Raw genomic sequence first — 25,265 nt, forward strand, 5'->3', positions numbered from 1 at the left:
TCAAGTGCCTGTGCGTTCAAGTGCCTGTCGCAATCGATATGTCGGGCACCAGAGTGATTTCCACGCGGCGATTTCGTGCGCGCCCCGCGTCGGTGCTGTTGTTCGTGAGTGGCCGGGTTTCGCCATAGCCCTGAATCGCGAAGCGCGTGGCCGAAAGACCCGAGGCATCGATCAGCCAGTCGCGCACGGCGCTTGCGCGTGCGACCGACAACCTCTGATTGCTGTCCGGGTTGCCGACGTTGTCGGTGTGGCCTGCGACAAGAATCCGCTTGTCGGGATGCGCTTTGATCAGGTCGAGCGCAGCAACGATTGAGCGTGTGGAACCCGCTTTGAGCACCGACGTGCCACTGTCGAACAACGACATGCTGTCGAGCGTGATGACCGATGGTAGTGGAGGCGGCGCCTGATAGGACGCGATTGCATTGTCGAGCACGGGTGTAAGCGCTGCTCCCCGATACATGCCGAATGACAAACTCAGTGGTACGCCTGTGCGCGCGTATCGGTCGAACCGGTCGCGTTCCGCAATGAGCGTTTGCAGCGCATCGCGGCGTGCATCGTCGTGAGTGGACGCGATCGCGGCAAACCGGCCCAGTTCGGTGCCGACGCGGGTCAATATCTGCTGGTTGTGGTGCGCCGCGCCCCACATCGCGAGCGCAATCGTGACGGCGAGCAGCGCGACTACTTGCAGCAGTGCTGTCTGGCGGGGTGACGTCCGCGGACGTTTGGGTAGCGCTTCGAGCAGCGGCTGAGGTAGTGGCCACGGTGAACTCGACGCAGGCAGCGGGGCAGGCTGAATGTGGGTTCGAACCGCCACGTCGCGCATCCACGGCGTGCCGGGGTGGCTTGCCGGTCCGCAGTCAATCCAGCCCACGCCGTAGAGCGACAATGGTGTGGCAGGGTGTCGCCGGTCGGCGAGTGCGCTGATTACCACGCGATGAGTCCAGTCGATTAGCGAGGCTAGCTTCGCCGCGCATGCCGCGGGGATAGGATTGCCGCGTGCCTTGTCGTATGCCTGGTGGGCTTCGATTTGGGCTCCAATTTCCGCCGCGCGGATCACGGTTTCGAAGTGCGGAGTTTCGAAGTGCCACGTGGTTTGAAGTCGCGTGGCGGACGATACGCCGTACCACGACGCTGCGCCGAGGCTAGCGTCGGTCGCCGTCAGGCGCTGATACATCGCAATATAGCCAGGCAGTGTTGCGCCAAGCGCGCGCGACGCGTCGGAGACAGCCTGACGCGCGAGGCTTAGTTGCTGCTTCAACGTGTCTTCTGTGGCGTGGAGCGCGGGTGCGATGGACAACACGACGCCGTCGGGTGCGAGGCCGTTGCGCCATTGTTGGACGGCGACCACTAGCGACGGCAGATCCTGCAACCGGTCCACCCGTAGCCAGATGGCTCCCTCGCCGATATACGCCAGACGCTCTTCGTGGCCTTCGCGATTGAACAGGTCAGCGAGCCCATCGCCCAACACCATTACGAGCGGCATGCGTGTGCCTGGATCGAGCGAAAAGCCAGACGGAAGGCCGAGCCTTAACTCAAGCGGGAGATCGGTCGTAGTCGAGCCCAATGCGGCGATCACGCTCCGGCTCTGCGCGCGAATCCTGTCGAGTTGCCATGTACGCGCGACGATCGCCACCAACGCAAGCAGCACCAGAATTGCCGAGAGCGAATACGTCAGCACGCGTCTGCCCGGTGGCAGCACAACGATGTCGGCAATCGCCAACATGGCCGCGAAGATGATCATCAGGCGCAAAGGATAACCAAAGCCTGCGAGAGGGACGCGCTTCAGCACGCTTGGAGACACAATCGGGGCCATCACGATCTGACAGCCGGCAGTGGGGCGAGCAAATGGGCAAGTTGAACGTCGAGCGCGTGACTCCAGACAAAGTAGACGAGCACGGAAATCACACAAGCCGTGCTCGCGATCGCCCACGGCGACACATAGCGGAGCCAGTCGGTCAGACTGACACTGCCGTGATCTGCGATCAATCTGTGATGCACTGCGGGGCGAAGTTTCGCGATCTGCGTTTCGAGTGCGACGATTAGTGCAGCACGCTTTTCTTCACCCTCACGCGCATAGCGGCCCGTGAATCCGAGCCCAAGAACCGCCGAGTAGCACTCGAGCAGATCGATGTTCGGTGGTGTTTCGCGCATACGCTCAGTGAGTCGCTCGAAAACGTAGTCACCTGCGTTGTGTTTGCCGAACCGTTCGACTTGCAACGGTTGCGCATTCCATTGATGTTTTTGGTCCAATGGTAAATATCTGAGGATCGTCTCATCAAGCAAACCGCACTGGGCGTACAGCGCGTCCTCCCGCACGTCTGCGGCAATGCCGCGTTGCTCGAGGGTTGCCGCGAACACCGCCACCAATTCCAGGCAGCGCTTGCGCAGGATCGGCACGGATTGGGCTATTCCGCCCTGATTGAGTGTGCTTACCTGCAGCGCGGTGTCGCGCAGCAAACCTCGGATACTGGCGCGCGAACCGTGATGCGCCGCAGACTGGTTTTCCAGCAGAGCGACATCGCGCGAAACGTCAACAAAATAGCTCATGAATGAAGCACCGCGTAGAGCTCGATCGACGCGTCTGGCACCGAGCCTGGCAGGTAAATCTGGCATGCGCGCGCAGCCAGCATCCTCGTAAAAGCGGGGTTGTTAGCGTCAAGTGCGAAGTAAAGATTGTCCAGTCGTACTGGAATGGCTGCCGGCACGCGCTGGACGGCTTTAACAGGAATGCCCGCGAGCGCGGCGTTGACAATCTCTTCGACGTCGTTGGGCGCGCCGAGCTTGCATAGCCGCAGCACCTGGTCGATAAGATCGAACGGCGGCAGCGACGCATTCACCGACAGGTAGTAGTCAGCGCCGGCCACCACCCGCTCGTCCAGGAACTGGCCGGACCATGTCGTGGCGTTCTTGCGCGTTAGCGCGATCGGGACTACGCGCGATGGAATGATCGCGTCGAGGAGATCGCGGATCAGCGCTTCCAGCGTCGCGAAGATTTCATTCTGATGCGCATGGTCGTACACCGGAACGTCGGTAAGCCGCGCGCCGGTCGAAAACGTAGTCAGCACGCTTGCCAACTGCGCGAGCAGGTCATAGAGCCGGACAGGTGGCTGGTTCGAATGCGTGGCAAGCAATCTTAGCTGCGGCCAGTAGCTGTGAATACTGTGCAGGAGCCAGAACAGGGAGACGTCGGCGATGCCATATTCAACCACCTGTTCCACACGCTCGCGTTTGCGCGCGCCAAGTGCCTCGCTCTTCGCGAGCAGGATGTCCGCAAGCCGCTTGATTCGCTCCAGGTGCAGTGGGTGGGCCGCCAACGTCAGGCACGGCGGCACGTAACGAGGGTCCATCTGGAACTGGCCGTCGACACCGCGTGTGAGCCTTGCGATTGCACACAGTGTGTCGTCCGCATGTGATTCAAAGTCAAAGAGCAGTCGCACGGCATGGCGTTCGACAGCGATTTCCGCTTCTGTTGTGCCGTTCAGATCCGTGACGCGGACAAACTCGCGGTATGAACGACGCGGGCGCACAAGTGTTGTCCCATCAAAACGGCAGTTGCTGCCGGTCGCGTTGAGCAGCGGTACGGCAGCGTACACGACCATACTCTGCAGATCGTCCGGTATACCGCGCGTCAGGTCGCGAGCGGGAGGTAACACACCAGCTAATGTTGTATCGACAGGCGTACCGTCAGGAAAGCGAATCTTGAGTCTCGCGAGCTTGAGTCGGCCGGTGGCGAGCGCCTCTTCGTCGATTTCGACGCCGAGCGTTCCCCACGGCTCGCACACTGCGGCCGATGCGAGTTGGCGGTGCGCGAAATCCACCCAACGTTCCTGCTGCTGGAAGTGCTGCTGGGTGAGTATCAGGCCCTCGTGCCACAAGGGTTTGTCGATTCGCATGAATAGGCTCTTTACTATTTTGCCTGTTTTTAATGACGGATTGTATATGTCGTTAGGCATGTCGACGTACGCAATTAGTTTAATTCCATGTTCGATTTGATGTGAAAATTAAATTGAAAAAAATCGTCAAGAGATTCTGATTTTGTCTGTGAGATTTGAGAATTTGTATTGCTGACTTTACGGGGGGGGTGGTTGCCGGTTTATGGTTGAAAGCTTTGCCTGTATTGCTTTGTATGCCGAAGAGGTATCTCCAAATTAAGTTGTGGAAACTTCTCTATTTTGAGAAATAAGGGTATTTTTCCTAATTTAAATTATTCAGAATAAATATGAATTGAGATGGGTTTATTTGATTGACCTAATGCCGTCTGGAGTGTTTAATTGGTGACGGAAAAATGCGCTGATTTGATAGTCGCCATGGTTATCTCGACGTGTTTTGCGAGCGTGATAGGTGTGTCTGCTCGTTGTGTGAAATAAGGATCGTGCTGCGCGAAATGTCGGTCGCGATCTTCCTCTGTGATCCAATCTTTTCCAGGGAACCCCCATGGACAGCTTCCAGCGAGAAATCCCAAAGAGCCGCGTACAGATCACGCTCGACCTCCACACGGGCGGCGCGCAGAAAAAGGTCGAGTTGCCGCTGAAGCTGCTAGTGGCTGGCGACTTCAGCGCGAGCGACGAGCAGACGCCGCTCGCGGAGCGCAAAAAGATCAACGTCGACAAAAACAACTTCGATTCGGTTCTCTCCGACCTGAATCCCGCACTGAAGATCGCGGTCGAGAACACGTTGGCAGCCGACGGCTCTGAGCTGCTGGTATCGCTTGGTTTTAAGTCGATGAAGGATTTCGAGCCGGAGCTGGTCGCGCGTCAGATTCCCGAACTGAAGGCGCTGCTTGCCATGCGCAATTTGCTGCGTGACCTGAGGTCGAATCTTCTCGACAACGGCACGTTCCGTCGCGAGTTCGAAAAAATCCTGAGAGACAAGTCGCTTTCGGAGCGGCTGTGCGGCGAGCTCGGTCAGATCGCCACGACAGCGGCACAGCCCGCAGGCCATACCTGAGGCAAGTCGGCACAAAGCGGCGTGCACACGGCACATCCCGGACAACGGTAGCGATAGGACATCATGGAACGCAACGAACCACAACCAACAGGCGCAACGGGGACGGCGGTATCGGCTCATCACAATGTTTACCAGTCGCTGTGCAGCAAGATCAACCTGAGGCCCGTCAACGAAGCTCGCCCGCTCGAGTCCTTCCAGGACAACCATCTGCTCTCGGAGTCGTCGGCCGACGAACGGCTTGCGCGAGCTATGAGCGTGTTCCTCAATCTGGTGAGCGAGGGCAGCAGGCCGATCGATCGTCTCGACAAGTCGTTGCTCGATTTTCACATTGGGCGGCTCGACAGGCAGATCAGCCGCCAACTCGACGCCGTGATCCACTCGCGCGAATTTCAGGCGTTGGAAAGCCGTTGGCGCGGCCTGAAGTTCACGGTCGACCGTACGGACTTTCGCAAGAATGCAAGGATCGAGTTGCTCGATGTATCGAAAGACGCCCTGTTGCGCGATTTCGAAGACACGCCGGAGATCGTTCAGAGCGGCTTGTACCGTCACACGTACATCGAGGAATATGACACGCCGGGCGGTCAGCCGATCAGCGCCATGATCAGCGATTACGAGTTCACGAATTCACCGCAAGATATCGGTTTGCTGCGCAATCTCTCGAAGGTGGCGTCGGCAGCGCATATGCCCTTCATCGGATCCGTGGGGCCGAAATTCTTCGGTAAGGAAACGATGGAAGAGGTTGCCGCGATCCAGGATATCGGCAACTACTTCGACCGCGCGGAGTACATCAAATGGAAGAGCTTTCGTGATACGGACGACGCACGCTATATCGGTCTGACCATGCCGCGCGTGCTCGGGCGCTTGCCTTATGGGGCGGATACTACGCCGGTGCGCAGTTTCAACTATGAGGAGGCCGTGAAAGGCCCCGATCACGACCGCTATCTGTGGGTCAACGCGTCGTTTGCTTTTGCCGCGAACATGGTGCGCAGTTTCGTGAGCAATGGCTGGTGCGTGCAGATTCGTGGGCCGCAGGCGGGCGGCAAGGTTGAAGAACTGCCGGTTCACCTGTACGACCTCGGCACCGGTTATTTGCCGAAGATTCCGACCGAAGTGCTGATTCCGGAAACGCGGGAATTCGAGTTCGCTAACCTCGGGTTCATTCCGCTGTCGTTCTATAAGAACCACGATTTCGCGTGCTTCTTCTCGGCCAGCTCGGCACAAAAACCTGCTCTGTACGAGACCAGGGAAGCAACGGCGAACAGTCGCATCAACGCGCGCCTGCCCTACATTTTTCTGCTTTCACGGATCGCGCACTACCTCAAGCTGATCCAGCGCGAAAACATCGGCACGACCAAAGACCGGCGTCTGCTCGAACTCGAGTTGAACAACTGGATCAAGGGCCTCGTGACTGAGATGAAGGACCCCGGCGATGAATTGCAGTCGTCGCATCCGCTACGCGAGGCGAAAGTGACGGTGGAGGACATCGAGGACAACCCCGGTTTCTTTCGCATCAAGCTTTTCATCGTGCCGCACTTTCAGGTGGAAGGAATGGATATCGGGTTGTCTCTGGTGTCGCAGATGCCGAAGGCGAAAAGCTGATTGGACGTAGGGCGTGCGATCTGCTGGAGCAGGTTGAGACAAGTCTCTGACGTTTTGTTGAGCGCTGCTGCGTGATTGCTCGTGAACTGGACGCGTTAGTAATAAGGAATGTGCAATGGGATCGATGGTTCTGCCGAAGCAGGCATACACGCTGAAACTGGCGCCGCAGCCGGCGCCGTTTTCGGTATTGAAGTTTGCGGGCCATGACGCGCTCAGCCAGCTGTACCGCTACGAAATCGACTTCACGAGTCCGGTTGCGGACATCCCGATGGACCAGGTGCTGGGGCGACCAGCGCGGTTCATGGTTCAGTCAGTGGATTCGAATGCGGTTTATCTGCAGAAGATGGCCGGCGAGCACGCGGCGAAGTTTGGCGGGCTGCCCAGTGCGCACACGGTGCACGGCATCGTCACGCAGTTCGATCAATTCGGCACGTCGGCCGACGAAACCCATTACCGTCTGGTCATCGAGCCGCGCACGGCGGATCTGGCTCGTGCAGTGACCAGCCGTTTGTTCCAGAAACAAACCGTGCACGAGATCATCGCGGACGCGCTGCGGCACAGCGGGTTTCGTGAAGGCGTCGATTTTCGGTTCAGCCTGCGCGCGCAGTACCGCCGGCACGACTACATCACGCAGTTTCACGAGACGACGCTGGCGTTCATCCAGCGGATCGCGGCGGACGAAGGCATCTGGTTTCGCTTCGAACAGGCGAAGGGACACGAGGTCATCGTGTTTGGTGACGATCTCGATGCTTACGCGCGTCGCCAACGGGTTGTAACGTTGCGACGCGATGCGGGTCTGGAAAGCGTCGGTGCGGAGTCCATCAAGTCGCTTGAGCGGCATATGCGCCGCGTGCCCGAAGCAGTCCAGTTGAACGACTACAACCATCGTCAGGCGGGCGTGCCGCTGCTCGTCGAGCAGAATGCCGCGAAAGACGACCGGACGACGAACGCCGTCGAATGCCTCTGGGGCGAACACTACGAGACGCCGGATGAAGGTCGGCGGCTGGCGAAATTGCGTCACGAGGCGCATCTCGCGCAGCAGATTACCTACGCGGGCAAGGGCAACGCGTTCGGGCTGGAAGCGGGAGAGGTGCTGGGACTGGACAGCAATCCCCTGGATGCACCGCACGGTCTGTTGGTCATTTCGGTCGCGTCGCGCGGCGGGCGCAGCGACGCTTACTCCAACACGTTCACGGCAATCCCGTCTGACCGGGTCTGGCGTACGCCGGTTGTGCCTGAGAAGCGGCCGGTGATCCACGGCATTCTGCCTGCGCGGATTACGTCACCAGGCGATTACCCACGCGCCTATTTGACTGAGGAAGGCTGGTACGTGATCAGGCTGCCATTCGATCTCGACGCATGGAGCCCAGGTGGTACAAGCCGGCCGGTGCGACTTGCGAAGCCGTATAGCGGTGACAACTATGGTCATCACTTCCCGCTGATCGATGGAGCGGAGGTGGCGATCATCTTTACGGCGGGAGACCCCGACCGGCCTGTGATAGTCGGTGCGATGCACGACAGCCTGCATCCTGATCCGGTGAATAACATGAATCACACGCGGAACCTGATCCGCACCGCCGCGCGGAATGAACTGCGGATGGAGGATAAGCAGGGCAGCGAGCACATCCATCTGACGACGCCGTTCCAGTCCAGCGAGCTGAACCTGGGTCATATGGTCGACGCGCAGCGCAAGGAACGCGGGCAGGGCGCGGAGTTACGCACGGACGAACACGTTGCGATTCGCGGTGGTAGAGGGATTTTGATCTCGGCTGACGCGCAGCCCGCGGGAAATGGGACGCAGCTCGACATGCGGACTGCGCAATCACTTCTGGAGCAGGCGCTTGAACAGATGGAAACGCTCGCAGACGCCGCCCAGGCAGCACAGGCGATTGCCGCGGAGTATGCCAAACAGAAAGCGTTGCTTCACGACAGGTTGGCCGGCTTGAAACAGGCGGCCATTCTGCTTACGGCTCCGGCAGGCATGGGCCTTGTCTCCGGCAGTCATCTGCAGGTGAGCGCGAGTCAGAATCTGATCGCCACGGCGGGCAGCAGCGTCGATATCGGCGTCGTCAAAAGGTTCACGGTCGCTGCCGGCGACGCGATATCGCTGTTTGCGGCGAAGTTTGGAATCAAGCTCTTTGCTGCGAAAGGGAAGGTCGACATTCAGGCCCAAAGCGACGCGATGAATCTTGCCGCCTTAAAAGACGTATCGATCACCAGTACGGACGGCAAGTTGATTCTATCGGCCGATAGGGAAGTATGGATCGGTGCAGGCGGGTCCTATATACGGATCACGCCGCAGGGCATAGAGAACGGCACGCCGGGCGACATCCTCGAAAAGTGTGCGGCGTGGGACAAGCAGGGCGCGAACTCGATGCGGATCAAGCCAAGCTTTCCACCTCCGAAGGACTTTCGGAATGCTCAGAAAGGATTCTTCAGCTTCTCCCAGTAGCTGGTCCGTTGTTCCCTCGTACCGATTTCGTATCCCCCACTCCCTACAACAGGACAAACCATGCCAAATCTAATCCGCCTGGGTGATCCCACTGACCATGGAGGCCAAGTCATCAGCGCGTCATCCACAATGCGCTACGACGGCCGGTTCGTTGCGCGTAAAGGCGACCAGGTGTCCTGTCCCAAACACAACCTGCGGCCCAACTTGATCATCGACGGTGACGAGTTGACCATGGACCACGGTGTACCGGTCGCGCGGCATGGCTACCGGACGATGTGCGGATGCCGTCTGATTTCAGGCCTTTTGTGAGTCGAGCGTCATGCCGGTAGACCTGCCCATTGCATCGTCGACGGATACGCTGCCCGAGTCGCCACGCGTCATCGTGTGGGTGGGTCTGTTTGCGCTTGTCATGCTGGCCGGCGCGGAGTGCACATTACTCACCTGGCCCAAAAGCGAACCCACCGGCTCGAGCTGGTTCTGGACGAAACTGCTTGTGCTACCGGCACTGGGATTTTTCGTCGCATTCGGGCTTCGACTGTTCTATTACGAACAGGAATCAGATCGGGTTCGCGCCGAAGAGGAAACGTTAAAAGACGATCAGGCGAAAGCGCGCCTTTTGGGAAGCGAACCCCTGGCGGTACTGGAATGCCGCTATCTAAGCGCGCTAAAAGACGGACGAGCCGCCAACGAGACAGCATCAACACATCCGATCCTAAGCGCCCAGGTGCCGCATTCAGGCGGCACTGCGGTGCGGCACACGGCTCTGAAATTGGGCGAAGCCCGGACCCTTCTCGAACGCTATCGAGCGTGCTTCCTTGAAATACTGGACGGAGTCGGCCCTGCCATTTGCGCGTTGCCGCGAGACCTGCCATTCAATGTCTGCCTTGCGTTGGCCGCCAATCCCGAAAGTCCAGAACAGGACGATCTGTCGGCAATCTGGCAAGACTGTTGGCGAGAGAGCGGCCTGCGGCCCGCTAAGGCATCGCGGCTTGCCGCAGAACAGGGGTTGATGTCGCTGGACGAATGGCTGGACAGCCGGGGCGGCGCCGCGCTGGAGAAAATCACGCTCTACGTCTCGGCGCAACTGCACGTCACGCCGCCGCACAACAGCGCGGAAGCGGCTGTTGCACTGCTACTCGGATGGCCGCCGTTGCTTGAACGGCGTGGACTAAAGCCGCTCGCGATGCTGCACCGTCCGGTCAAAGCCGAACCCGGTGCGCTTGACGACGCGATTCTCAAAGCGCTGTTTTGGGGACAATCGGCGTCTACCGAGATCGGCGACCTATGGCAGGCTGACCTTGCCGCCGACGACAAACCCGCCATCCTGCAAAGTGCTTCGGCTCTGTCGCTGGGGGTTTCAAAAACCGGGGACCTGTCCAGTCTGCACGATATCGACATCACGCTAGGCCACGCCGGGGCCGCAGCAGGCTGGCTCGCGGTCGCGTTTGCCATCGAGCACGTTGCACGAGTCCATACCCCGCAACTCATCGTTCATCGGGCAGGATCGCTGCAACTGGTCGTCGTGAACCCAGTTGCAAAATCTGCCGCAAGACCCACCGCCGACACAACAGAGAAGGCGCCCACGCCATGACTCTGAAAAAAGTCTCCGGCTACTGGATTCTGATTTTCACGTTGACGGCGTTCGCCGCGCTCTTCGTGTACTTCGACGGAGTGGAACTGGATCCCTCGCCCTATCGTCGAGTGGCTGTCGTCCTGACCATCGGCGTGATCGCGTTGCTCGCACGCGCTCATCTCGCGTCCGCCTGGCGTTTTGCCGCGCACCATGCACCCAGCCGTAAAAAAGAGCAATACGAGCGAGATCCGTCGGCAAGAATTGGCGCGGCGAAACTACCGGAGGTCGATCTCACCGAACACCGCTATGAAAACCTGGCGCTGGCGCTAAGAAACCGTCACGGCTGGCGGTGGCGCTATCGTGATCGTTGGGTTCTCGTAGTCGGAGATAGTCCGCTAATCGAGCGCCTTGCACCCGGCTTGACGGAATCGGGTTATGCGATCGTCGGCGGCACCGTTCTGCTTTGCGCCCGGCCAATTGGCGATCGACTCGATACCGCGTGGCTCGAGCGGATCCGGCGCACACGCCGTCGCTGTCCAGTCGATGCAATGGCGATCATCGTGAGAACGCGGATCGGCGCGCAGCCGCCGTTCGACGATGCGAGCCTGGTCCAGCGCCTGGCGCGCCATGCTCATGCGTTGCGCTGGTCCGCGCCGGCGTACGTCGTGAACATAGCCGGGATCGGCGGCGAGACGTCGGTGCGTCACGAAGTCATCGGCTGTACGTGGTCGACTGCACAGTTGCGGCCCGATGCGATCGAGGCCTCCCTGCAAGGCCTCGCAAACGACCTGGCTGAGCTCGGTGTGATGCGCCTGACGAACGATGCCGCAGACAGCTATGCCGCCGGATTGTCCACACATATCGCATGGTATCGATCGGCATTGTCCGCGCTCGTCGTGCGGATTGGGCGGTCGCGCGTCGAGCGTGCCGCGATTCACGGCGTGCTGTTCACGCCGCTTTTCGACGAACGGAATACGGCCTCGACGTCAGGCCAGCAAGACAACGAACACGCTAGCAACGCAGACCACCAGAAGCCTGAAAATACTTTGTCGTTCGACGCCAACCGCGGCGATATGGTTTCAGCCATCTGGCAAACAATCGCAGCCCACAGCCGCCGCTTCCGAGGTCGTCCGATAGGGTTATCAGCGTTCACGTCCGCCGCCTGGATCGCAACGGCCTGCGTTGCATGCTGGATCGCCGGCACCAATCTGTCGGGCTTCACCCACCGCGCCACCATCCAGACGGCCGCCGCGACGACCGTCAAGCTCTCGAGCACTCAAGACCCGACCGATGCCGCACTCGCGCTCGATAGCCTGCAGAAGCAACTCGACACGCTGGACGTCAGGCAACGCGATGGCACACCCTGGTACACCCGCTTCGGTCTGAATCGCAACGCCGACCTTCTCGCGGCGCTTTGGCCACGCTATGAAGTCGCAAGCAATCGGATTCTGGTTCAACCAATCCGCGCCGTGCTCGAAGCCCGGCTACGGCAACTCAGCTCGCTCTCCGACGCTGAAATCGTCGGCGGTGGCGACCGGCAGATCACAGCGGCCCACGCAACGCTCAAAACCTATCTGATGCTTGCGCGGCCGGAACACACGGACGCAAAATTTCTCACCGCTCAACTGCTTGCCATGGGCCAACCGACGCACCCGCAGCACGCCGCACTGAGCGACGGTGCATGGCGAGACCTTCAGCAGCGTCTCGTGACCTTCTACGCGGATCACCTCGGGCATCGCGCATCGAGCGATGACGGGGCGCTAGCCATCGTCCCCGACGCATCGCTCGTCAGTGCTGTTCGTCAGACCCTGATCGGTGTGATCGGCCTGCAGAATTCGACCGATGTGCTCTACCGGCAGATCCTTGACGAAAACCGTGGCAAGTACCCGCCGCTGTCGCTCGCCACGTTGCTGGGCGACACCAGCAGCCGCGGCCTGTTTAACACCACGACCACCTTGCCCGGCGTCTTCACGCGCGCGGCGTGGGACGAACGCATCTCGAAAGCGATCGACGCCGCTGACGAACAGCGCAGCGTTGGCGGCGACTGGGTGCTGTCCGATCCTCACACGAGCAAGCCGTCTGCATCGACGCTAAAGGCCGAACTGCGGCAACGCTATTTCAACGACTACGCGCGCGCCTGGCAGCAGTTCCTCAACAGCATTCGCTGGCAGCAGGACGCGACGCTGTCCGGCACGATCGATCAGTTGACGCTGCTTGCCGATCCGCAGCGCTCGCCGCTTGGCGCGCTGATGAAGGTGATCGTCTATCAAGGTCATGCCGGCGCGCTTGGGCAGTCGCTCTCCGACACGCTGATCGACAGGGCGCAACAACTCGTCGGCGCCGCCGAACAGAATCCGTCGAAGGCAACTCATGCACGAACCACAGCGCCGCTCGCTACCGCATTCGGCCCGCTGCTGCACCTGGCAGGCGGCGACGATTCCGGCGGTTCGGACAACAACGACACGGCGTCCGCGCAGTTCGCGGCGACCGTCGATCTCAGCGTACAGCGCTATTTGGAGCGCGTCACGGCCATGCGTTTGAAGTTGCAGCAGATCATGACCGGCAGCGATCCGGACGCATCGTCTCGTGCCGCCGCGCAAGCCGTGCTGCAAGGGCGCACGTCGGATATCGCCGACAGCCGCGATTACGCCAGCCGCGTGGCCGCGAGTCTGGGCGAGCAGTGGACCGGCTTCGGCGATCTGCTGCAACAACCGCTCGACCAGACGTGGCGTGTGGTGCTGCAGCCTGCGGCGGCGAGTTTGAGCGACGTCTGGCGCAACGGTGTCGTGGCCGACTGGAACAAGGTTTTCGCCGGTCGCTATCCGTTCGCGGATTCCGACAACGACGCTTCGCTGCCGGAAATGGGCCGTTTCATGCGCATGGACAACGGCGTGATCGCGCAGTTCGTCACGACGCAACTCGCCGGCATCGTCGAGCGGCAGGGCGATCGTTGGGTGTTGGCGCAGGGGGCGAACCGCACTGCATTGACGGTCGATCCCACCTTCCTCGCCGCGCTGAACAAGCTTACGCGGGTGTCGACGGTGTTGTTTCCGTCGGGGGAGGCCCACGTGCGTTTTGAGTTGCGCGGCGTCCCCACGGCGGGCGTCACCGACACGAGGTTGGTGCTGTCGGGCCGCGAGTTGCACTACTTCAACCAGCAGGAATCATGGACGCCATTCGTCTGGCCGGGCGACACGCTGGAAAACCACTCGCGCATCGAATGGCAGACCGAACAGGGCGGCTTGCGCGCCGCGCTGGACGCACCGGGTCGCTTCGGTCCGATCCGGCTGTTCGAACGCGCGAGCGTGACGCCGCAGGATAGCGCCCGCTATCTCATCAGTTGGTCGCCGGACCAGAGCGCTGGCCTGCCGCTGAACGTGCAGTTGCGCAGCGAGGTGGGGAAAGGGCCGCTCGACGTCCTTGCGTTGCGTCACTTTTCGCTGCCGTCGCGAATCTTCATCGGCGGTGGCGCGAAGGCTGCACAGAAGCTGGCCGACGCGTCGGCACCTCCGTTGCCGCCTGCGGCGCTCGCCGCGGCAAAGCACGCTGCCACACCATTGCCGGAAGGCGCCACGCTGGAGTCTGAATGAGCATGCTGCCGAATCTTCTGAAAAACCTGTTTCCATCCCGCGACGCCGAGCAACGGATGCGCGAGCGCATCGTCCGTTGGGACGCCTGGCTGCAACCCATCGCGGGCGGCGGCATTGGCGGCGTGGGTCGCGATCCCGGTTACGAAGACGCATTTTTCGCGCTGAAAGACGAGGTCACCCGGCTTTCGCGCATCGACGACGCGCTGATCGTCGCCACCTGCGAGCAGTTGCTCAAGGAGGTCGGCAAGGATCTGCGGGTGGCCGGGTACTATGCATTCGCCCGGCTGCGTCAGGACGGACCCGCGGGCCTTGCCGATGGACTGGATCTGATCGCCGCGCTGATCGACCGTTTCGGCGAAGCGTTGCTGCCCGCTCGTCCTGTAGCGAAGAAGGCCGCAATCGAGTGGCTTGCCACGACGCGGATTGTTGATCCACTCGCGAGCCAAGGCGCGTTCGCACCAGCGGATTTCGAACGCGCGATCGCCGCGCTGGATCTGCTGATCACGGCGACGAACCAATGGAACGAGACGGCTCGCCCGAACCTGCAGGCGCTGATGGTCCGCTTCGAGCGCAATGACACGCCGAGACCGAACCATGAAGCAGACCACGGAGCAGCATCAGCCGGCACGCAGACCGCTCGAAGCGCACAGACTAGACAGACCGCACAGACCGCCGGCAGCGTGTCTTCCATGCACGAGCTACTCGATCAGGCTCGCGCGATGGCGGCCTATCTGCGCGAGCAGCAAAATGGCTATCTGCCATCCGCAAGGCTCGTGCGTGGCGTACGTTGGGACACCCTGTATGAGCCGCCACCCGCCGACGTGGAGGCACGCACGCGTCTCGTGCCGCCACGCGCGGAGTTACGTCAGCAGATGAAGCTGCTCGTACTGCAAAAACAGTGGCATGAACTGCTCGAACGTGTGGAAGGGGCGTTCATGGAGGGGGCAAATCATCTGTGGCTCGACTTGCAGTACTTCCAGCATGTCGCGCTCGATCACATCGGGGCACCGTACAGCACCTGGCGCGAGCTGCTGCGGGCCGACATCGCACTGTTTCTCGACCGGCTGCCCGGCATCGAACGGCTGGCGTTCAACGACGGCACGCCTTTCGCCGACGACACCGCCCGCGAATGGATTGCGCGGCACGCGGTCGTGCGCGATCTGGAAGCCGGCGAGGCGATTGCACCGTTGCCGGTTACGGCGCACCAACACCTCGACGTCGCCGACGATTGGGCCGAAATCGAAGCGCAGGCGCGCGAACTGAGCACGAACCAGACGCTCGAAGCGGCCTTCGTCTGGCTGGAGTCGCTGCCCGGCGTCAGGAGCGAGCGCCGGCGTTATCTGCAACGCGTCGTCATGGCGCGCGTCGCCGATCACGCCGGGCGGCCGGAGATCGCCACGTCGCTGCTGAGCGAACTGGACGCTGCCGTGCAATCGCTGAAGCTGATTCAGTGGGAGCCCGCGCTGGGCTTCGACATCAAGCACCAGTTGCTCAAGTCGCTCAAAACGCTTGGCCGCCGCAAGGACGCCGACAAGCCGGCGCTGGCCCGTCGTGTGGAACATCTGCAGGGCGAGCTGATCGTGCTCGACCCGGCACGCGCGCTGGCCCTGTCATAACCCGAGTTTCCATGAGCCACGACAATCCGATCCTGCGCTATTACGACGCCGAGATGCGCTATCTGAGAGAGGCCGGCAAGGAGTTCGCCCAGGCGCATCCCGACCGGGCCCGCATGCTCAATCTCGATCGCGTGGGCGACCGCGATCCGTACGTCGAACGGCTTTACGAGGGCTTCGCGTTTCTGAGCGGGCGTTTGCAGCAGAAACTGGACGACGGATTACCCGAGCTGACCGAAGGACTCGTCAGTCTGCTGTGGCCGCATTACCTGCGCATGATTCCGTCGCTATCGATCGTGGAATTTACGCCGATCGAGGAGAAATTGCAGAGAACCGAATGCCTGGCCGCCGGCGTGCCGGTGCGCTCGGCACCGATCGCCATGCCACTCGCGGCGGCCTCTCACGGTGCGGCGCCGAGGGCCGTGCACTGTCTGTATCGCACGACCCGGGCCGTGAGTTTGCAACCGGTCCGTCTGCTCAACGCCGCGCCGGCCGTACGTCACGACGGACGTTCGGTGATCGGTCTGCAGTTCGAGATCGACCGGTCCGCGCGCCGTGACGCGACCGATCTCTCGCGTCTGCCGCTTTATCTGAACGCCGACCTGTCAACGGCGTTCGCGATGCATCTCGCGCTGACCCGGCAGGTGGCGTCGATCGCGTGGCGGATTCCGGAAGTGCGCGGCGGCGATGCGCTGCCGCTAGGTGGCGTCAGCATCGAACCTGCGGGATTCACGCTCGAAGAGCGGTTGTGGCCGAAAGCGGATGCGGCGTTTTCGGGTTATCAACTGCTGCTCGAATATTTCAGTTTCCGGGAGAAATTTCTGTTCGTGGATCTATGCGGTCTGGACGCGACCCAACTGCCCGCCGACACGACCCGCTTCGAACTCGAAATTCTCCTCACGCACCATTACCCATCCGACCAGCGCTTTACGGTGGACAACGTGCGCCTCTTCTGTGCGCCGGTCATCAATCTGTTTCCGCTAGATGCCGAAACGGTCCAGGTCGATCACCACGAAACCGAATACCGGGTCGTGCCGGCGGGCCACGCGGCGGGACACGTCGAAACGTATTGCGTCGAGGCGATCGAGGCGATCGATCACGACAACGCAGAACGTTACGAGTACGTGCCGTTCGCGACTTTCCGGCACCGTGGCGGCATGCTGCGGCACGAAGCGCCTGAGCGCTATTTCCATACGCGGGTGCGCCAGAACGGCGCGGGGCTGCATGAAACGTGGATCGTTCTGGGCGGCCACGCATGGGAGAGCGCGACGGATCTGCCGGAAGAAAGTCTGTCGCTGCGCGTGACCGGCACGAACGGCATGTTGCCGAGAAAGGGCCGGCACGAGGTGAGTCTCGACGAACTCGGCGCCGGCGTGCCGAATGTCGCGAGGGTGCGAAATCTTGTTGCGCCGACGCTGCCGTTGTATCCACCGACGGGCGATCGCTTTCAATGGCGGGTGTTGTCCCATCTCGCACCGAACTTTCTGTCGCTGATGAACGCCGAGGTGTTGCGCGGCGCATTGGCGCTGTATGAGTGGACTGGCGACGAACTGAACCGGCGCCGTCTCGCGGGCATTCTGCATGTGTCGGAGGCACTGCGCGAGGAGGTGACGGGCGGCGCGGTCGAACGTGGCGTGCTGATCGAAGTCACGCTCGATAGCCACGCGTTCGCGGGCGAGGGCGACCTGATGCTGTTCGGTGAACTGCTGCACCGGTTTTTCGCGTTGTATGCCGAGATCAACCTGTTCACGCAGCTTGAGATAGTCAGCTTGCCTTCCCAGGCCCGCATCGCCTGGCCACGCAGCAAGGCGCTGCGTTGTCCGTTATGACCGCGCGTGTTTCGTCGCAGGTTTTTCCGGCGGAGCTTGACCCGTTCGTCGCGTCGTTGCTCGGCCGCGCGCCGACGATGAGCTTCATGCAATTGTGCCGGTTACTGGAACTGCGTGTGCCTGACCATCCGGGTTTCGGCACGCAAGACACGCCCGAATTCGAACCGGTGCGCTTCCGGCCGCGCCAGCGTGTGGGCTTTCCGGCCGGCGAGGTGGCGTGCGTCGATCTCGACGTCGAACGTCCCGGCGCGGCGCCGACGGTGCGCACCACCTTCATGGGCTTGTACGGCGTGGACGCGGCGATGCCGTCGCATCTGATCGACGATATCGTGCTGCGCGAGGAAGGGCATGAAGCGGTCGAAGCCTTTCTCGATCAGTTCAACCATCGCTTCGTCACGCTGCTCTATCGCGCGTGGAAGAAATATCGCTATCCGATCGGCTTTCGTGCCGGAGGCGCTGACAACCATTCGCGGAATCTGCTATGTCTCGCGGGTTTCGGTTGGGGTGGTAAACCGGCGCGTGCCGGGTTGCCGGACTCGCGCGCGTTGGCGCTGCTCGGACTGCTGATTCAGCGAACCCGTACGTCCGAAGGGCTCGCGGGTGTGGTCGCGCTAGCTGTCCCGGGCGTCGAGGTGCGCGTCGATGAATTTCATACGACGCTCAAGCGGGTGGGCAAACCCAGCCCGCTGGGTTGCGTCGCCGGGGCGGGGCGCGCGCCTCACGGTCTCGGCGGCGGCTACGTGCTTGGCGCACGGCTGGCGTATCGCAGTGGCGCAGTGTGTGTGACGTTGCGGCCAGCCGACGTGCGCCAGACATACGACCTTCTGCCGGGAGCAGCGTTGCATCGCGAACTGATGGCGTTTCTAAAGCTCTATGTCGGCGTCAAGGCCGACGTTTTCGTGCAGATGGAGATGTCCTCGCGCTTCGCGCCGGCGCCTGTTGTCGGCGCGTCGTATGAGGGACCCGCGCCCCGGCTCGCGTGGACCACCGTGTTGCCTTCTTCCTCGGATCGTTTGTTGACGATTCCGCTTGGCGTTTGCGAGGCGTTTCCATCGGCCGCCGCCAACCCGTTTCTCGACGCTGCATGCGTCGCCTAAGTCCGGAGTGTCCATGTTTTTACGCCCGATTGTCACCGGTTTCGTATCGATCGCCATGCCGTCGAGCTGCGGCGCCTGGCAAGCCGTTTCGGAGACGGGCACGGGCGTTTACCGCGCGGTGTTTTACAGGCAGATCAAGACGGTCGATGTCGATTTCGTCGCGCGGGCATCCATCAATCCGGATGAAGCCAATCGGCCTTGTTCAGTGGCCGTACGCGTCTATCAGCTGAAAGACCGCAAGCGGTTCGACGCCGCGTCGTACAGCGACTTGCTGACGAACGACAAAACCTTGCTCGCGCAGGACTTGCGGGCGAGCGCGGCGGCGGTGGTGAATCCGGGTGGCGCCGTAAGCCTGTCTGAGCCGGTACAGACGGATACGCGGTACGTCGCGATTGTGGTGTTTTACCGGGAGCCGAGCCCGAATGGTCAGTGGCGCACGGTGATTCCGAGGAAAAAACTGTCGACAGATAAGCCGCTGAAACTGGAGTTGATCGATCGGACGCTGGTGGCGCAATCGCAATCGCAATCGCAATCGCAATCGCAATCGCAATCGCAATCCGATCCAGAAAAAACGAAGACCGATTGACGCTAGGTAGCGCGTCGCCGACGCCGCTACGGCACCTTCCCGGCCTGTTTATCCACGAAGGTGTTCGGTTCAAGCCGCCGGCAGTGCCGCGTCCCGGTTGTAGGCCTGAGCAACGGCGTTTTCCACGCCGGGCAGAATCTCGACGACGTCATAGAAGCGATCCCAGAGCGGCGTCATGCGCAACGCTTCGACAACCATTTCATAGGCGTGGTGGCTGCTCGCGTCCCATACCCAGATGTCGGTGACGCGGGCCGAGTAGAACTCGATGTCGTAGTACCGCAAGGTCACTTCGTCGGCATGCCTCTTGAGGATCGGCAACACGTGTTCGTGCAGCAGGCGGGCGCGTTCATCGTCGGACAAGGCGAGCCATTCGGGCTTCGTTTTGACGAGCATGAAAACGGTCAACACGGTTTTTTTTGCAGAGAAGGTCATGAGATCAGGTTTCAGTCGAGGGCTAAGAGGTCGATCGGGTCTTTGCGAAAAACAGGTTTAGAATACGAGCGATCACTCACGTTTAAAACTCGCATTTCAGCCATGGCCAAATCCACTGCTGCACAGCGTCTGAAACCCCGTAAAGCACCGGTTCAGCGGCGTTCGGCGCAAACCGTCGAAGCCGTGCTCGAAGCGGCCGCTCGCATTCTGGAGACGCAAGGGCTCGTCGCCTGCACGACCAACGCGGTCGCCGAGCGTGCCGGCGTCAGCATCGGCTCGCTCTATCAGTACTTCCCGAATCGCGATGCGTTGACGGTGGCACTGATCGAGCGCGAGACGGCGCAGTTGATCGTGGACATCGAGGCGGCGGCGTTGGTGGAGAGTTCGCGGGGCTGCGTGCAGGCGATGGTGCGCGCGGCGGTCGCGCATCAGATGCGCCGGCCGGCGCTGGCGCGCGTCATCGATTTCGAGGAACGCAGGTTGCCGCTCGGTGAACGCAACCAGCGGCTGACGGATCTGGTTCATGCCGTGCTGATGAGCGCACTGACGGAGAAGCGGGACGCGCCTGAGTTGAGTGACGCCAGTCTGGTCGCGCACGATTTGCTGGCGATCGTGCACGGCATGGTCGACGCCGCCGGGCAGCGTGATGAACGTGATGCGGTTGCACTGGAGGTGCGTGTGATGCGCGCGGTGGATGGGTATGTGGCGCAGTCGCAGCGGGTGGGTGGGACACGGCGGGGTGATGAAGAAAATGCGGAATAGGTGGATTTTTTCTGCTTGATTGGGATGCCGAAATTTCCACAACAAGATTTGGAAAAGTAGGCAATTTCGTATGAGGAATATGGCTTAATCTTTTGAATGTGCTGCTTGGGGAACTGCGAAAGCGGGCATGCGAAAGCACAGTCGAGGTCATCTGACGCTGCGTGGGCAGCACAGGCGATCGCCACTGAGCGCTCATTCGAAACCGGTATAAGCCAGAGTATTTCAATCAATGTCTCTCAGCTTCAAGTATCCGATCACCCGATCAGACGGCAGCGAGTTCAAGTCGGCGAAGGAACTGTTCGACCATCTGAACGGCGAAACCGCAGGTTTTTACCTGCTAGGTACTCACGGCTTCTGGCATGGCGGACTGCATATCAGCGACGCCACCAGCGGGTATCTGGCGGACACCCGGCCGATCCGCGCGATGGCCACGGGAGAGGTGGTGGCCTACCGGCTGAACGACGACTACCGGACGTCGACATGGGGTGAGGGTACGGATGCGCAGACGTTGAAGTATTCGACGTCGTTCTGTCTGGTGCGGCATCGTTATGAGTCGCCGCGTAAGGCTTCGACTGCGGGTTCAACATCGCCGGGGCCGCGGAACACGCTCGTCTTCTACAGCCTGTATATGCACCTGTTGCCATATAGCGGCTATGCACAGCGTGTCGTGGTGCAGGGAACGTCTGCAGTCGCGTATGAGAGGCGTCCGACGATTGCGGACACGTCGTCGGATTCTGGTGCGATGTCTGTGTCGGGCTTTGCTTCATCACTTTCCGGGCTCCACGACGTGCCGTCGGTGAATCCGGCTATTGCGTTGCCATCGGGCACTGAGTTGTCGGTGCTGGATGAAGTGCAATCGACGGCGGGCAATCAGATAACAAAGCTGCTTTACGTCGTGGTCAACGCGGTACAGGTGTCGGGCAATACGACATCTCGAGCGATAACAGCCGGACAACACTATTGGATCGCAACTCATGGCGTCCAGCTAGAGACCGCGACCGGTGCCGATATCCGAAAGCGCCCGTCGTACTGGAAGTCGAACCGGAAGGCGACCGGAACGGTGTTGCATGAAGTCAGCGCCAGAGGCGAGCCCTCCGCTCAGAATGTCGCGGGCGCTGTCATCCATACCGTGCCACCGGGCACGACCGTCAAGATTGAGCAGGAGAAGCTACTCAAGCAGGGCAACAAGATGAAGCCCTTCGCGCAGGTGACGATACTGACGCTCGGCCCGGGCAAGGCAGGGCCGGTTGCCGTGGGCGCCACGGTGTGGATCAGGTCGAGCAGGACTGATCTTTCGCGCGACCCGCTGATCCCTGATCTCTTCAACGTCGTGACCTGTAATCCCCCAATTCCGATCGAAGCAGGCGACACCATCGGTCACCTTGGCCTGTACGAAACGCCCGGCCAAGGCAATCACGACAAGATGACTCGCCAGCAGGTTCATCTTGAGATATTCACCGGCGATCCGAAATTCAACGACTTCTTCGCGAATGCGGCGGGACTGACCGAAGGCCGGAAGTTCAAGATGGCGGGTACGGACGGAGCGCCTGCAAGGGAAGAGGTATCGGCCTCAGGAGTCAGTACTTTTACGCCCGGCACAGATCCGCTGCTTTTACCGGTTGTGGTCGACACGACACCCTCACTGGCGAAGCTCGACGCGCACCACAAGAAATGGTTTCCGGTCGAGGGTATCGGAGAAGGTGGCGTGTTGACAGGCTGGGTGCCTGAGAGTCGTCTTCAACGTGTCGTGCAATACGACTGGTCAAAGCTGGGTTTCCGGCTGGTCGAGGAGACGAACGCCACTGCGAACGGCTATATGGATCCGGAAAACGTGCCGGAGTTTTTCAGGAAACTCTACCGGCTCATCGATCAGCATCCGGACAGCGATATCACGGCCGATGAACTTGCCGCGGCGAATCACAACCCCGTCGTACGCAATGCGCTTGCGCACGTTGTTGCGAGACATCCGAGTGAATGGCAAGGGAAGTCCGATGCGGCCAGGTGGAGCGTGCTGAAGGAAAAAGACGCGCTGCTGAAGAACGATCCGAAGCGGCTTAAGCACGAGCTCGAGCGGATCGATCAGCTTTCCTGGTGGGACGAGATCGAGGGGGTGGAGGACTTTCCGGCGTCGTCGCACGTTTGGCATTTCAACCCGCTGACGTTCCTCGACAGCATGGCCGACGCGGACGACCTGATCACATTGCAAATGTTAAGGATCGTGGACCCCGATACAGCCGAGTCCTATCATCGGGAAGTCTTGCCTTACCTGAACAGATCGGCCCGAAAATATGGAATAGACAAACCAAAACGGATCGCACATTTTCTCTCCCAGATCGCGGTGGAAAGTCATTTTAAGAATCTGGAAGAGGGGCTGAGCTATAGCGTCAAGGGAATGAAAAAGAAGTTTGGATGCAAGTCTCCTCCCAGTGGCGCCCATGCAGGGAAATTTCATGAAACGCCGGCAGATGTAGTCTGCAACTTCGGCCAATTAAGAGGCAAGTTATGGACGGAGGCTGATCATTACGCACATCAGCCGGAGCGTCTGGCGAACTACGTGTATGCCAACAGGATGGATAACGGGGGCGAGGAGACTGGCGATGGCTATAAGTATAGGGGGCGGGGAATTATCCAATTGACTGGCAAGCGGAACTACACGCGTTTCAAAGATTCCCATAACCAGAAATTTCCAGATGACCAACGGGATTTCGTTTCGAATCCAGACGTCGTACTTTCGAGTCTTGACTACGGGGTCGAGACGGCGTTTTTCTACTGGGAAAATGTTCGCGCCAATTCCGTCTGCGACGACTCGAATTCAACCGTCGCAACCATCACAAAATTGGTTAATGGTGGCCTCAACGGATACGCGGAGAGAAAAAATTCATTTAATCGAATCGCTTCTTTGCTTGACGTGCCGCAGGACAACCAAGGTCATGATTAAAAAAATAGCGCTTTCGTTGTTCCTGTCAGGCGGATTGCTGCATGGCGTTCGTGCGAGTGAATTTTGCCAGCCTAACGAAGAGGTTGCGTTTAACTGTATGCATAGCCACAAAATCGCCGAACTGTGCTATTCGAAAGACACAAATAGTTTCATTTACAGGTTCAGGTCCAGGAATAAAGTTTATCTTGCCTATCCGGAAAAAACATCTGGCTCGGCGGGTGAGTTTCTTGTGAGCAGTAGACCTTATCCTGGCGGCGGAGAAGGACACGTAAAATTTTCTAGAGAAGGCTATACGTATTATATCTATGACAGAAATAGAACGACTCGCCAGTCCCTTGAGACGAATGCGGGTGTTATTGCGGAGAAAGAGGGAAGAAGAGTCGAGAATTTTCGATGCACAAACGATGCATCCATTCATGCGAGCGCATACGAAAATCTTCGTGAAGAGGACTATAGAGGGATAGACCTCGAGTAAGTCATGAATTCATCCGCAAACCCACAAAACGGGGGTGTCCGCGCAGCACAAAGCAAAGCATTGCAGCGCACCCCCGCCCCGATCAAACCTGCACCAACCCCGGAATCGCCACATCCGGATTCACATCCGCCTCATAATCCACGCCCGCGATCTCAAAGCCGAACAGACGCAAAAAGTCCGTCTTATAGCCGCTGAAATCCGTGAGTTCGTAGATATTGTCGTTCGTCACCTGGCCCCACAGCGCTTGCACTCGCGCCTGCACGTCCGCGTCGAGTTCCTTGTAATCCGCGCGCAAACGGCCTTCATCGTCGAGATGCGGCGCCGCGCCGTACAGGCTGTCCTTGTAAAGGCCATACACCTGCTCGATGCAGCCTTCGTGCGTGCCTTTCTCCTTCATGACCTTGAAGAGCAGCGACAGATACAGCGGCATCATCGGAATCGCGGAACTGGCCTGCGTGACGACCGCCTTGAGCACGGAAACGCGCGCATCGCCGCCGTGGGCCGCGAGCTTTTCGCGAATGCCCAGCACCTTCTGGTCGAGGTCTTTCTTGGCCGCGCCAATCGAACCGTTCCAGTAGATGTCGTGCGTGATCTTCTCGCCGAGGTAGGTGAACGCCGTGGTCTTCGCGCCGTCGGCGAGCACGCCGGCTTCGAGCAGCGCGTCGATCCACATCTGCCAGTCTTCGCCGCCCATCACCGCGACGGTGTCGTCGATCTCAGCCTGCGTGGCGGGTTCGAGGACCGTTTCCTTGATGACTTCCTTGTCGGTGTCGATGCCGCGGAACGTCACGGACTTGCCGATCGGCTTCAGCGTGGAGCTGAACACTTCGCCGCTCGTCGGATGCTTGCGCTTCGGCGCAGCGAGACTGTAGATCACCAGATCGACCTGGCCGAGATCGCGCTTGATGACGTCGATCGTGCGTTGCTTGACTTCGTCGGAGAACGCGTCGCCATTGATACTCGTCGCATACAGGCCTTGCGCCGTGGCGAATTTCTCGAACGCGGCGGTGTTGTACCAGCCTGCCGTGCCCGCCTTGGTTTCGCTGCCGGCGCGCTCGAAGAACACGCCGAGCGTGGCGGCGTCGGCGCCGAACGCGGCGCTGATGCGGGCGGCGAGGCCGTAGCCGGTGGATGCGCCGATCACGAGCACCTTCTTCGGGCCGTTGGCGATGGGGCCGCGTGCCTTGACGTAGTCGATCTGTTCGCGAACGTTGGCTTCGCAGCCGGTCGGATGGGTCGAAACACAGATGAAGCCACGCACGCGCGGTTTGATGATCATGAAGCACCTCTTGTCGGAATTGCCGACATTATAGTAGGCCGCGATTGTTTGCCGGCATGGCGTCTGTGCACCGCTGTTCCCGGCCATCCAAAG

The 25,265-nt window shown here is 60.4% G+C and carries 18 protein-coding genes; 13 read left to right on the top strand and 5 right to left on the bottom strand.

Annotation, left to right across the window (positions count from 1 at the left end; genetic code table 11):
• Positions 1-16 precede the first annotated feature (16 nt).
• The 3 genes from HWY05_RS10120 to tssK are packed head-to-tail and all read right to left on the bottom strand — an operon-like array spanning position 17 to position 3,893.
• Positions 17-1,813, bottom strand: a complete 1,797-nt coding sequence (locus HWY05_RS10120; RefSeq protein ID WP_244146589.1) for an OmpA family protein — start codon at positions 1,811-1,813, stop codon at positions 17-19.
• The gene (locus HWY05_RS10125) at positions 1,813-2,547 is read right to left on the bottom strand and encodes a DotU/TssL family secretion system protein (protein WP_035550087.1); all 735 of its coding nucleotides are present in this window, start codon (positions 2,545-2,547) and stop codon (positions 1,813-1,815) included. Before HWY05_RS10125 ends, HWY05_RS10120 begins: the two co-directional genes overlap by 1 nt.
• The gene (tssK, locus tag HWY05_RS10130; RefSeq protein WP_035550084.1) at positions 2,544-3,893 is read right to left on the bottom strand and encodes a type VI secretion system baseplate subunit TssK; all 1,350 of its coding nucleotides are present in this window, start codon (positions 3,891-3,893) and stop codon (positions 2,544-2,546) included. Before tssK ends, HWY05_RS10125 begins: the two co-directional genes overlap by 4 nt.
• A gap of 541 nt (positions 3,894-4,434) precedes the next feature.
• Between tssK and tssB the strand changes: the two genes are divergently transcribed.
• From tssB to tssJ, 10 genes are all read left to right on the top strand, one after another.
• Positions 4,435-4,947: a type VI secretion system contractile sheath small subunit gene (tssB, locus tag HWY05_RS10135; RefSeq protein ID WP_035550081.1), complete on the top strand. Its 513-nt coding sequence runs from the start codon at positions 4,435-4,437 to the stop codon at positions 4,945-4,947.
• 63 nt (positions 4,948-5,010) lie between these two features.
• On the top strand, positions 5,011-6,546 hold the full coding sequence (gene tssC, locus HWY05_RS10140) for a type VI secretion system contractile sheath large subunit (protein WP_176058212.1): 1,536 nt from the start codon (positions 5,011-5,013) through the stop codon (positions 6,544-6,546).
• 115 nt (positions 6,547-6,661) lie between these two features.
• Positions 6,662-8,998: a type VI secretion system Vgr family protein gene (vgrG, locus tag HWY05_RS10145; protein WP_176058213.1), complete on the top strand. Its 2,337-nt coding sequence runs from the start codon at positions 6,662-6,664 to the stop codon at positions 8,996-8,998.
• Between the two features lie 60 nt (positions 8,999-9,058).
• The gene (locus HWY05_RS10150; protein ID WP_176058214.1) at positions 9,059-9,307 is read left to right on the top strand and encodes a PAAR domain-containing protein; all 249 of its coding nucleotides are present in this window, start codon (positions 9,059-9,061) and stop codon (positions 9,305-9,307) included.
• Positions 9,308-9,317: 10 nt separating this feature from the next.
• Positions 9,318-10,589: a hypothetical protein gene (locus HWY05_RS10155; RefSeq protein ID WP_176058215.1), complete on the top strand. Its 1,272-nt coding sequence runs from the start codon at positions 9,318-9,320 to the stop codon at positions 10,587-10,589.
• Entirely contained in the window at positions 10,586-14,161 is a 3,576-nt protein-coding gene (locus tag HWY05_RS10160; RefSeq protein ID WP_176058216.1) for an ImcF-related family protein, read from the top strand. The genes HWY05_RS10155 and HWY05_RS10160 overlap by 4 nt, the downstream gene beginning before the upstream one ends.
• A gap of 2 nt (positions 14,162-14,163) precedes the next feature.
• Entirely contained in the window at positions 14,164-15,777 is a 1,614-nt protein-coding gene (gene tssA, locus HWY05_RS10165; protein WP_176058448.1) for a type VI secretion system protein TssA, read from the top strand.
• Between the two features lie 11 nt (positions 15,778-15,788).
• Positions 15,789-17,603 carry a type VI secretion system baseplate subunit TssF gene (gene tssF, locus HWY05_RS10170; RefSeq protein ID WP_176058217.1) on the top strand — a complete coding sequence of 605 codons (1,815 nt, stop codon included), beginning with the start codon at positions 15,789-15,791 and terminating at the stop codon, positions 17,601-17,603.
• On the top strand, positions 17,600-18,700 hold the full coding sequence (gene tssG, locus HWY05_RS10175; RefSeq protein ID WP_176058449.1) for a type VI secretion system baseplate subunit TssG: 1,101 nt from the start codon (positions 17,600-17,602) through the stop codon (positions 18,698-18,700). The genes tssF and tssG overlap by 4 nt, the downstream gene beginning before the upstream one ends.
• 13 nt (positions 18,701-18,713) lie before the next feature.
• Complete coding sequence (tssJ, locus tag HWY05_RS10180; RefSeq protein ID WP_176058218.1) at positions 18,714-19,286, top strand: type VI secretion system lipoprotein TssJ; 573 nt, start codon at positions 18,714-18,716, stop codon at positions 19,284-19,286.
• 69 nt (positions 19,287-19,355) lie between these two features.
• On the opposite strand, the gene HWY05_RS10185 is transcribed toward tssJ, so the two are convergent.
• Entirely contained in the window at positions 19,356-19,718 is a 363-nt protein-coding gene (locus tag HWY05_RS10185) for a darcynin family protein (RefSeq protein ID WP_176058219.1), read from the bottom strand.
• A gap of 102 nt (positions 19,719-19,820) precedes the next feature.
• Here HWY05_RS10185 and HWY05_RS10190 point away from each other — a divergent pair, with 102 nt between their 5' ends.
• From HWY05_RS10190 to HWY05_RS10200, 3 genes are all read left to right on the top strand, one after another.
• A complete protein-coding gene (locus HWY05_RS10190) occupies positions 19,821-20,480 on the top strand; it encodes a TetR/AcrR family transcriptional regulator (RefSeq protein ID WP_176058220.1) in 660 nt (219 codons plus the stop codon).
• 229 nt (positions 20,481-20,709) lie between these two features.
• A complete protein-coding gene (locus HWY05_RS10195; protein WP_176058221.1) occupies positions 20,710-23,418 on the top strand; it encodes a glycoside hydrolase family 19 protein in 2,709 nt (902 codons plus the stop codon).
• Complete coding sequence (locus tag HWY05_RS10200; RefSeq protein WP_176058222.1) at positions 23,411-23,893, top strand: hypothetical protein; 483 nt, start codon at positions 23,411-23,413, stop codon at positions 23,891-23,893. The genes HWY05_RS10195 and HWY05_RS10200 overlap by 8 nt, the downstream gene beginning before the upstream one ends.
• 82 nt (positions 23,894-23,975) lie before the next feature.
• On the opposite strand, the gene fabV is transcribed toward HWY05_RS10200, so the two are convergent.
• The gene (gene fabV / locus HWY05_RS10205) at positions 23,976-25,172 is read right to left on the bottom strand and encodes an enoyl-ACP reductase FabV (RefSeq protein ID WP_035550061.1); all 1,197 of its coding nucleotides are present in this window, start codon (positions 25,170-25,172) and stop codon (positions 23,976-23,978) included.
• Positions 25,173-25,265: the final 93 nt, after the last annotated feature.

The sequence above is a fragment of the Paraburkholderia sp. BCC1876 genome (assembly GCF_902833695.1).
Lineage (GTDB): Bacteria > Pseudomonadota > Gammaproteobacteria > Burkholderiales > Burkholderiaceae > Paraburkholderia.

Excerpts from the sequence above, each read along its gene's own strand:
- tssF (WP_176058217.1), top strand. The coding sequence starts at position 15,789 with ATGAGCCACGACAATCCGATCCTGCGCTATTACGACGCCGAGATGCGC.
- HWY05_RS10200 (WP_176058222.1), top strand. The coding sequence starts at position 23,411 with ATGATTAAAAAAATAGCGCTTTCGTTGTTCCTGTCAGGCGGATTGCTG.
- tssB (WP_035550081.1), top strand. The coding sequence starts at position 4,435 with ATGGACAGCTTCCAGCGAGAAATCCCAAAGAGCCGCGTACAGATCACG.
- HWY05_RS10150 (WP_176058214.1), top strand. The coding sequence starts at position 9,059 with ATGCCAAATCTAATCCGCCTGGGTGATCCCACTGACCATGGAGGCCAA.
- HWY05_RS10155 (WP_176058215.1), top strand. The coding sequence starts at position 9,318 with ATGCCGGTAGACCTGCCCATTGCATCGTCGACGGATACGCTGCCCGAG.
- tssC (WP_176058212.1), top strand. The coding sequence starts at position 5,011 with ATGGAACGCAACGAACCACAACCAACAGGCGCAACGGGGACGGCGGTA.
- HWY05_RS10190 (WP_176058220.1), top strand. The coding sequence starts at position 19,821 with ATGGCCAAATCCACTGCTGCACAGCGTCTGAAACCCCGTAAAGCACCG.
- tssG (WP_176058449.1), top strand. The coding sequence starts at position 17,600 with ATGACCGCGCGTGTTTCGTCGCAGGTTTTTCCGGCGGAGCTTGACCCG.
- HWY05_RS10125 (WP_035550087.1), bottom strand. The coding sequence starts at position 2,547 with ATGAGCTATTTTGTTGACGTTTCGCGCGATGTCGCTCTGCTGGAAAAC.
- fabV (WP_035550061.1), bottom strand. The coding sequence starts at position 25,172 with ATGATCATCAAACCGCGCGTGCGTGGCTTCATCTGTGTTTCGACCCAT.
- tssA (WP_176058448.1), top strand. The coding sequence starts at position 14,164 with ATGCTGCCGAATCTTCTGAAAAACCTGTTTCCATCCCGCGACGCCGAG.
- tssK (WP_035550084.1), bottom strand. The coding sequence starts at position 3,893 with ATGCGAATCGACAAACCCTTGTGGCACGAGGGCCTGATACTCACCCAG.
- HWY05_RS10120 (WP_244146589.1), bottom strand. The coding sequence starts at position 1,813 with ATGGCCCCGATTGTGTCTCCAAGCGTGCTGAAGCGCGTCCCTCTCGCA.
- HWY05_RS10160 (WP_176058216.1), top strand. The coding sequence starts at position 10,586 with ATGACTCTGAAAAAAGTCTCCGGCTACTGGATTCTGATTTTCACGTTG.
- HWY05_RS10195 (WP_176058221.1), top strand. The coding sequence starts at position 20,710 with ATGTCTCTCAGCTTCAAGTATCCGATCACCCGATCAGACGGCAGCGAG.
- HWY05_RS10185 (WP_176058219.1), bottom strand. The coding sequence starts at position 19,718 with ATGACCTTCTCTGCAAAAAAAACCGTGTTGACCGTTTTCATGCTCGTC.
- vgrG (WP_176058213.1), top strand. The coding sequence starts at position 6,662 with ATGGGATCGATGGTTCTGCCGAAGCAGGCATACACGCTGAAACTGGCG.
- tssJ (WP_176058218.1), top strand. The coding sequence starts at position 18,714 with ATGTTTTTACGCCCGATTGTCACCGGTTTCGTATCGATCGCCATGCCG.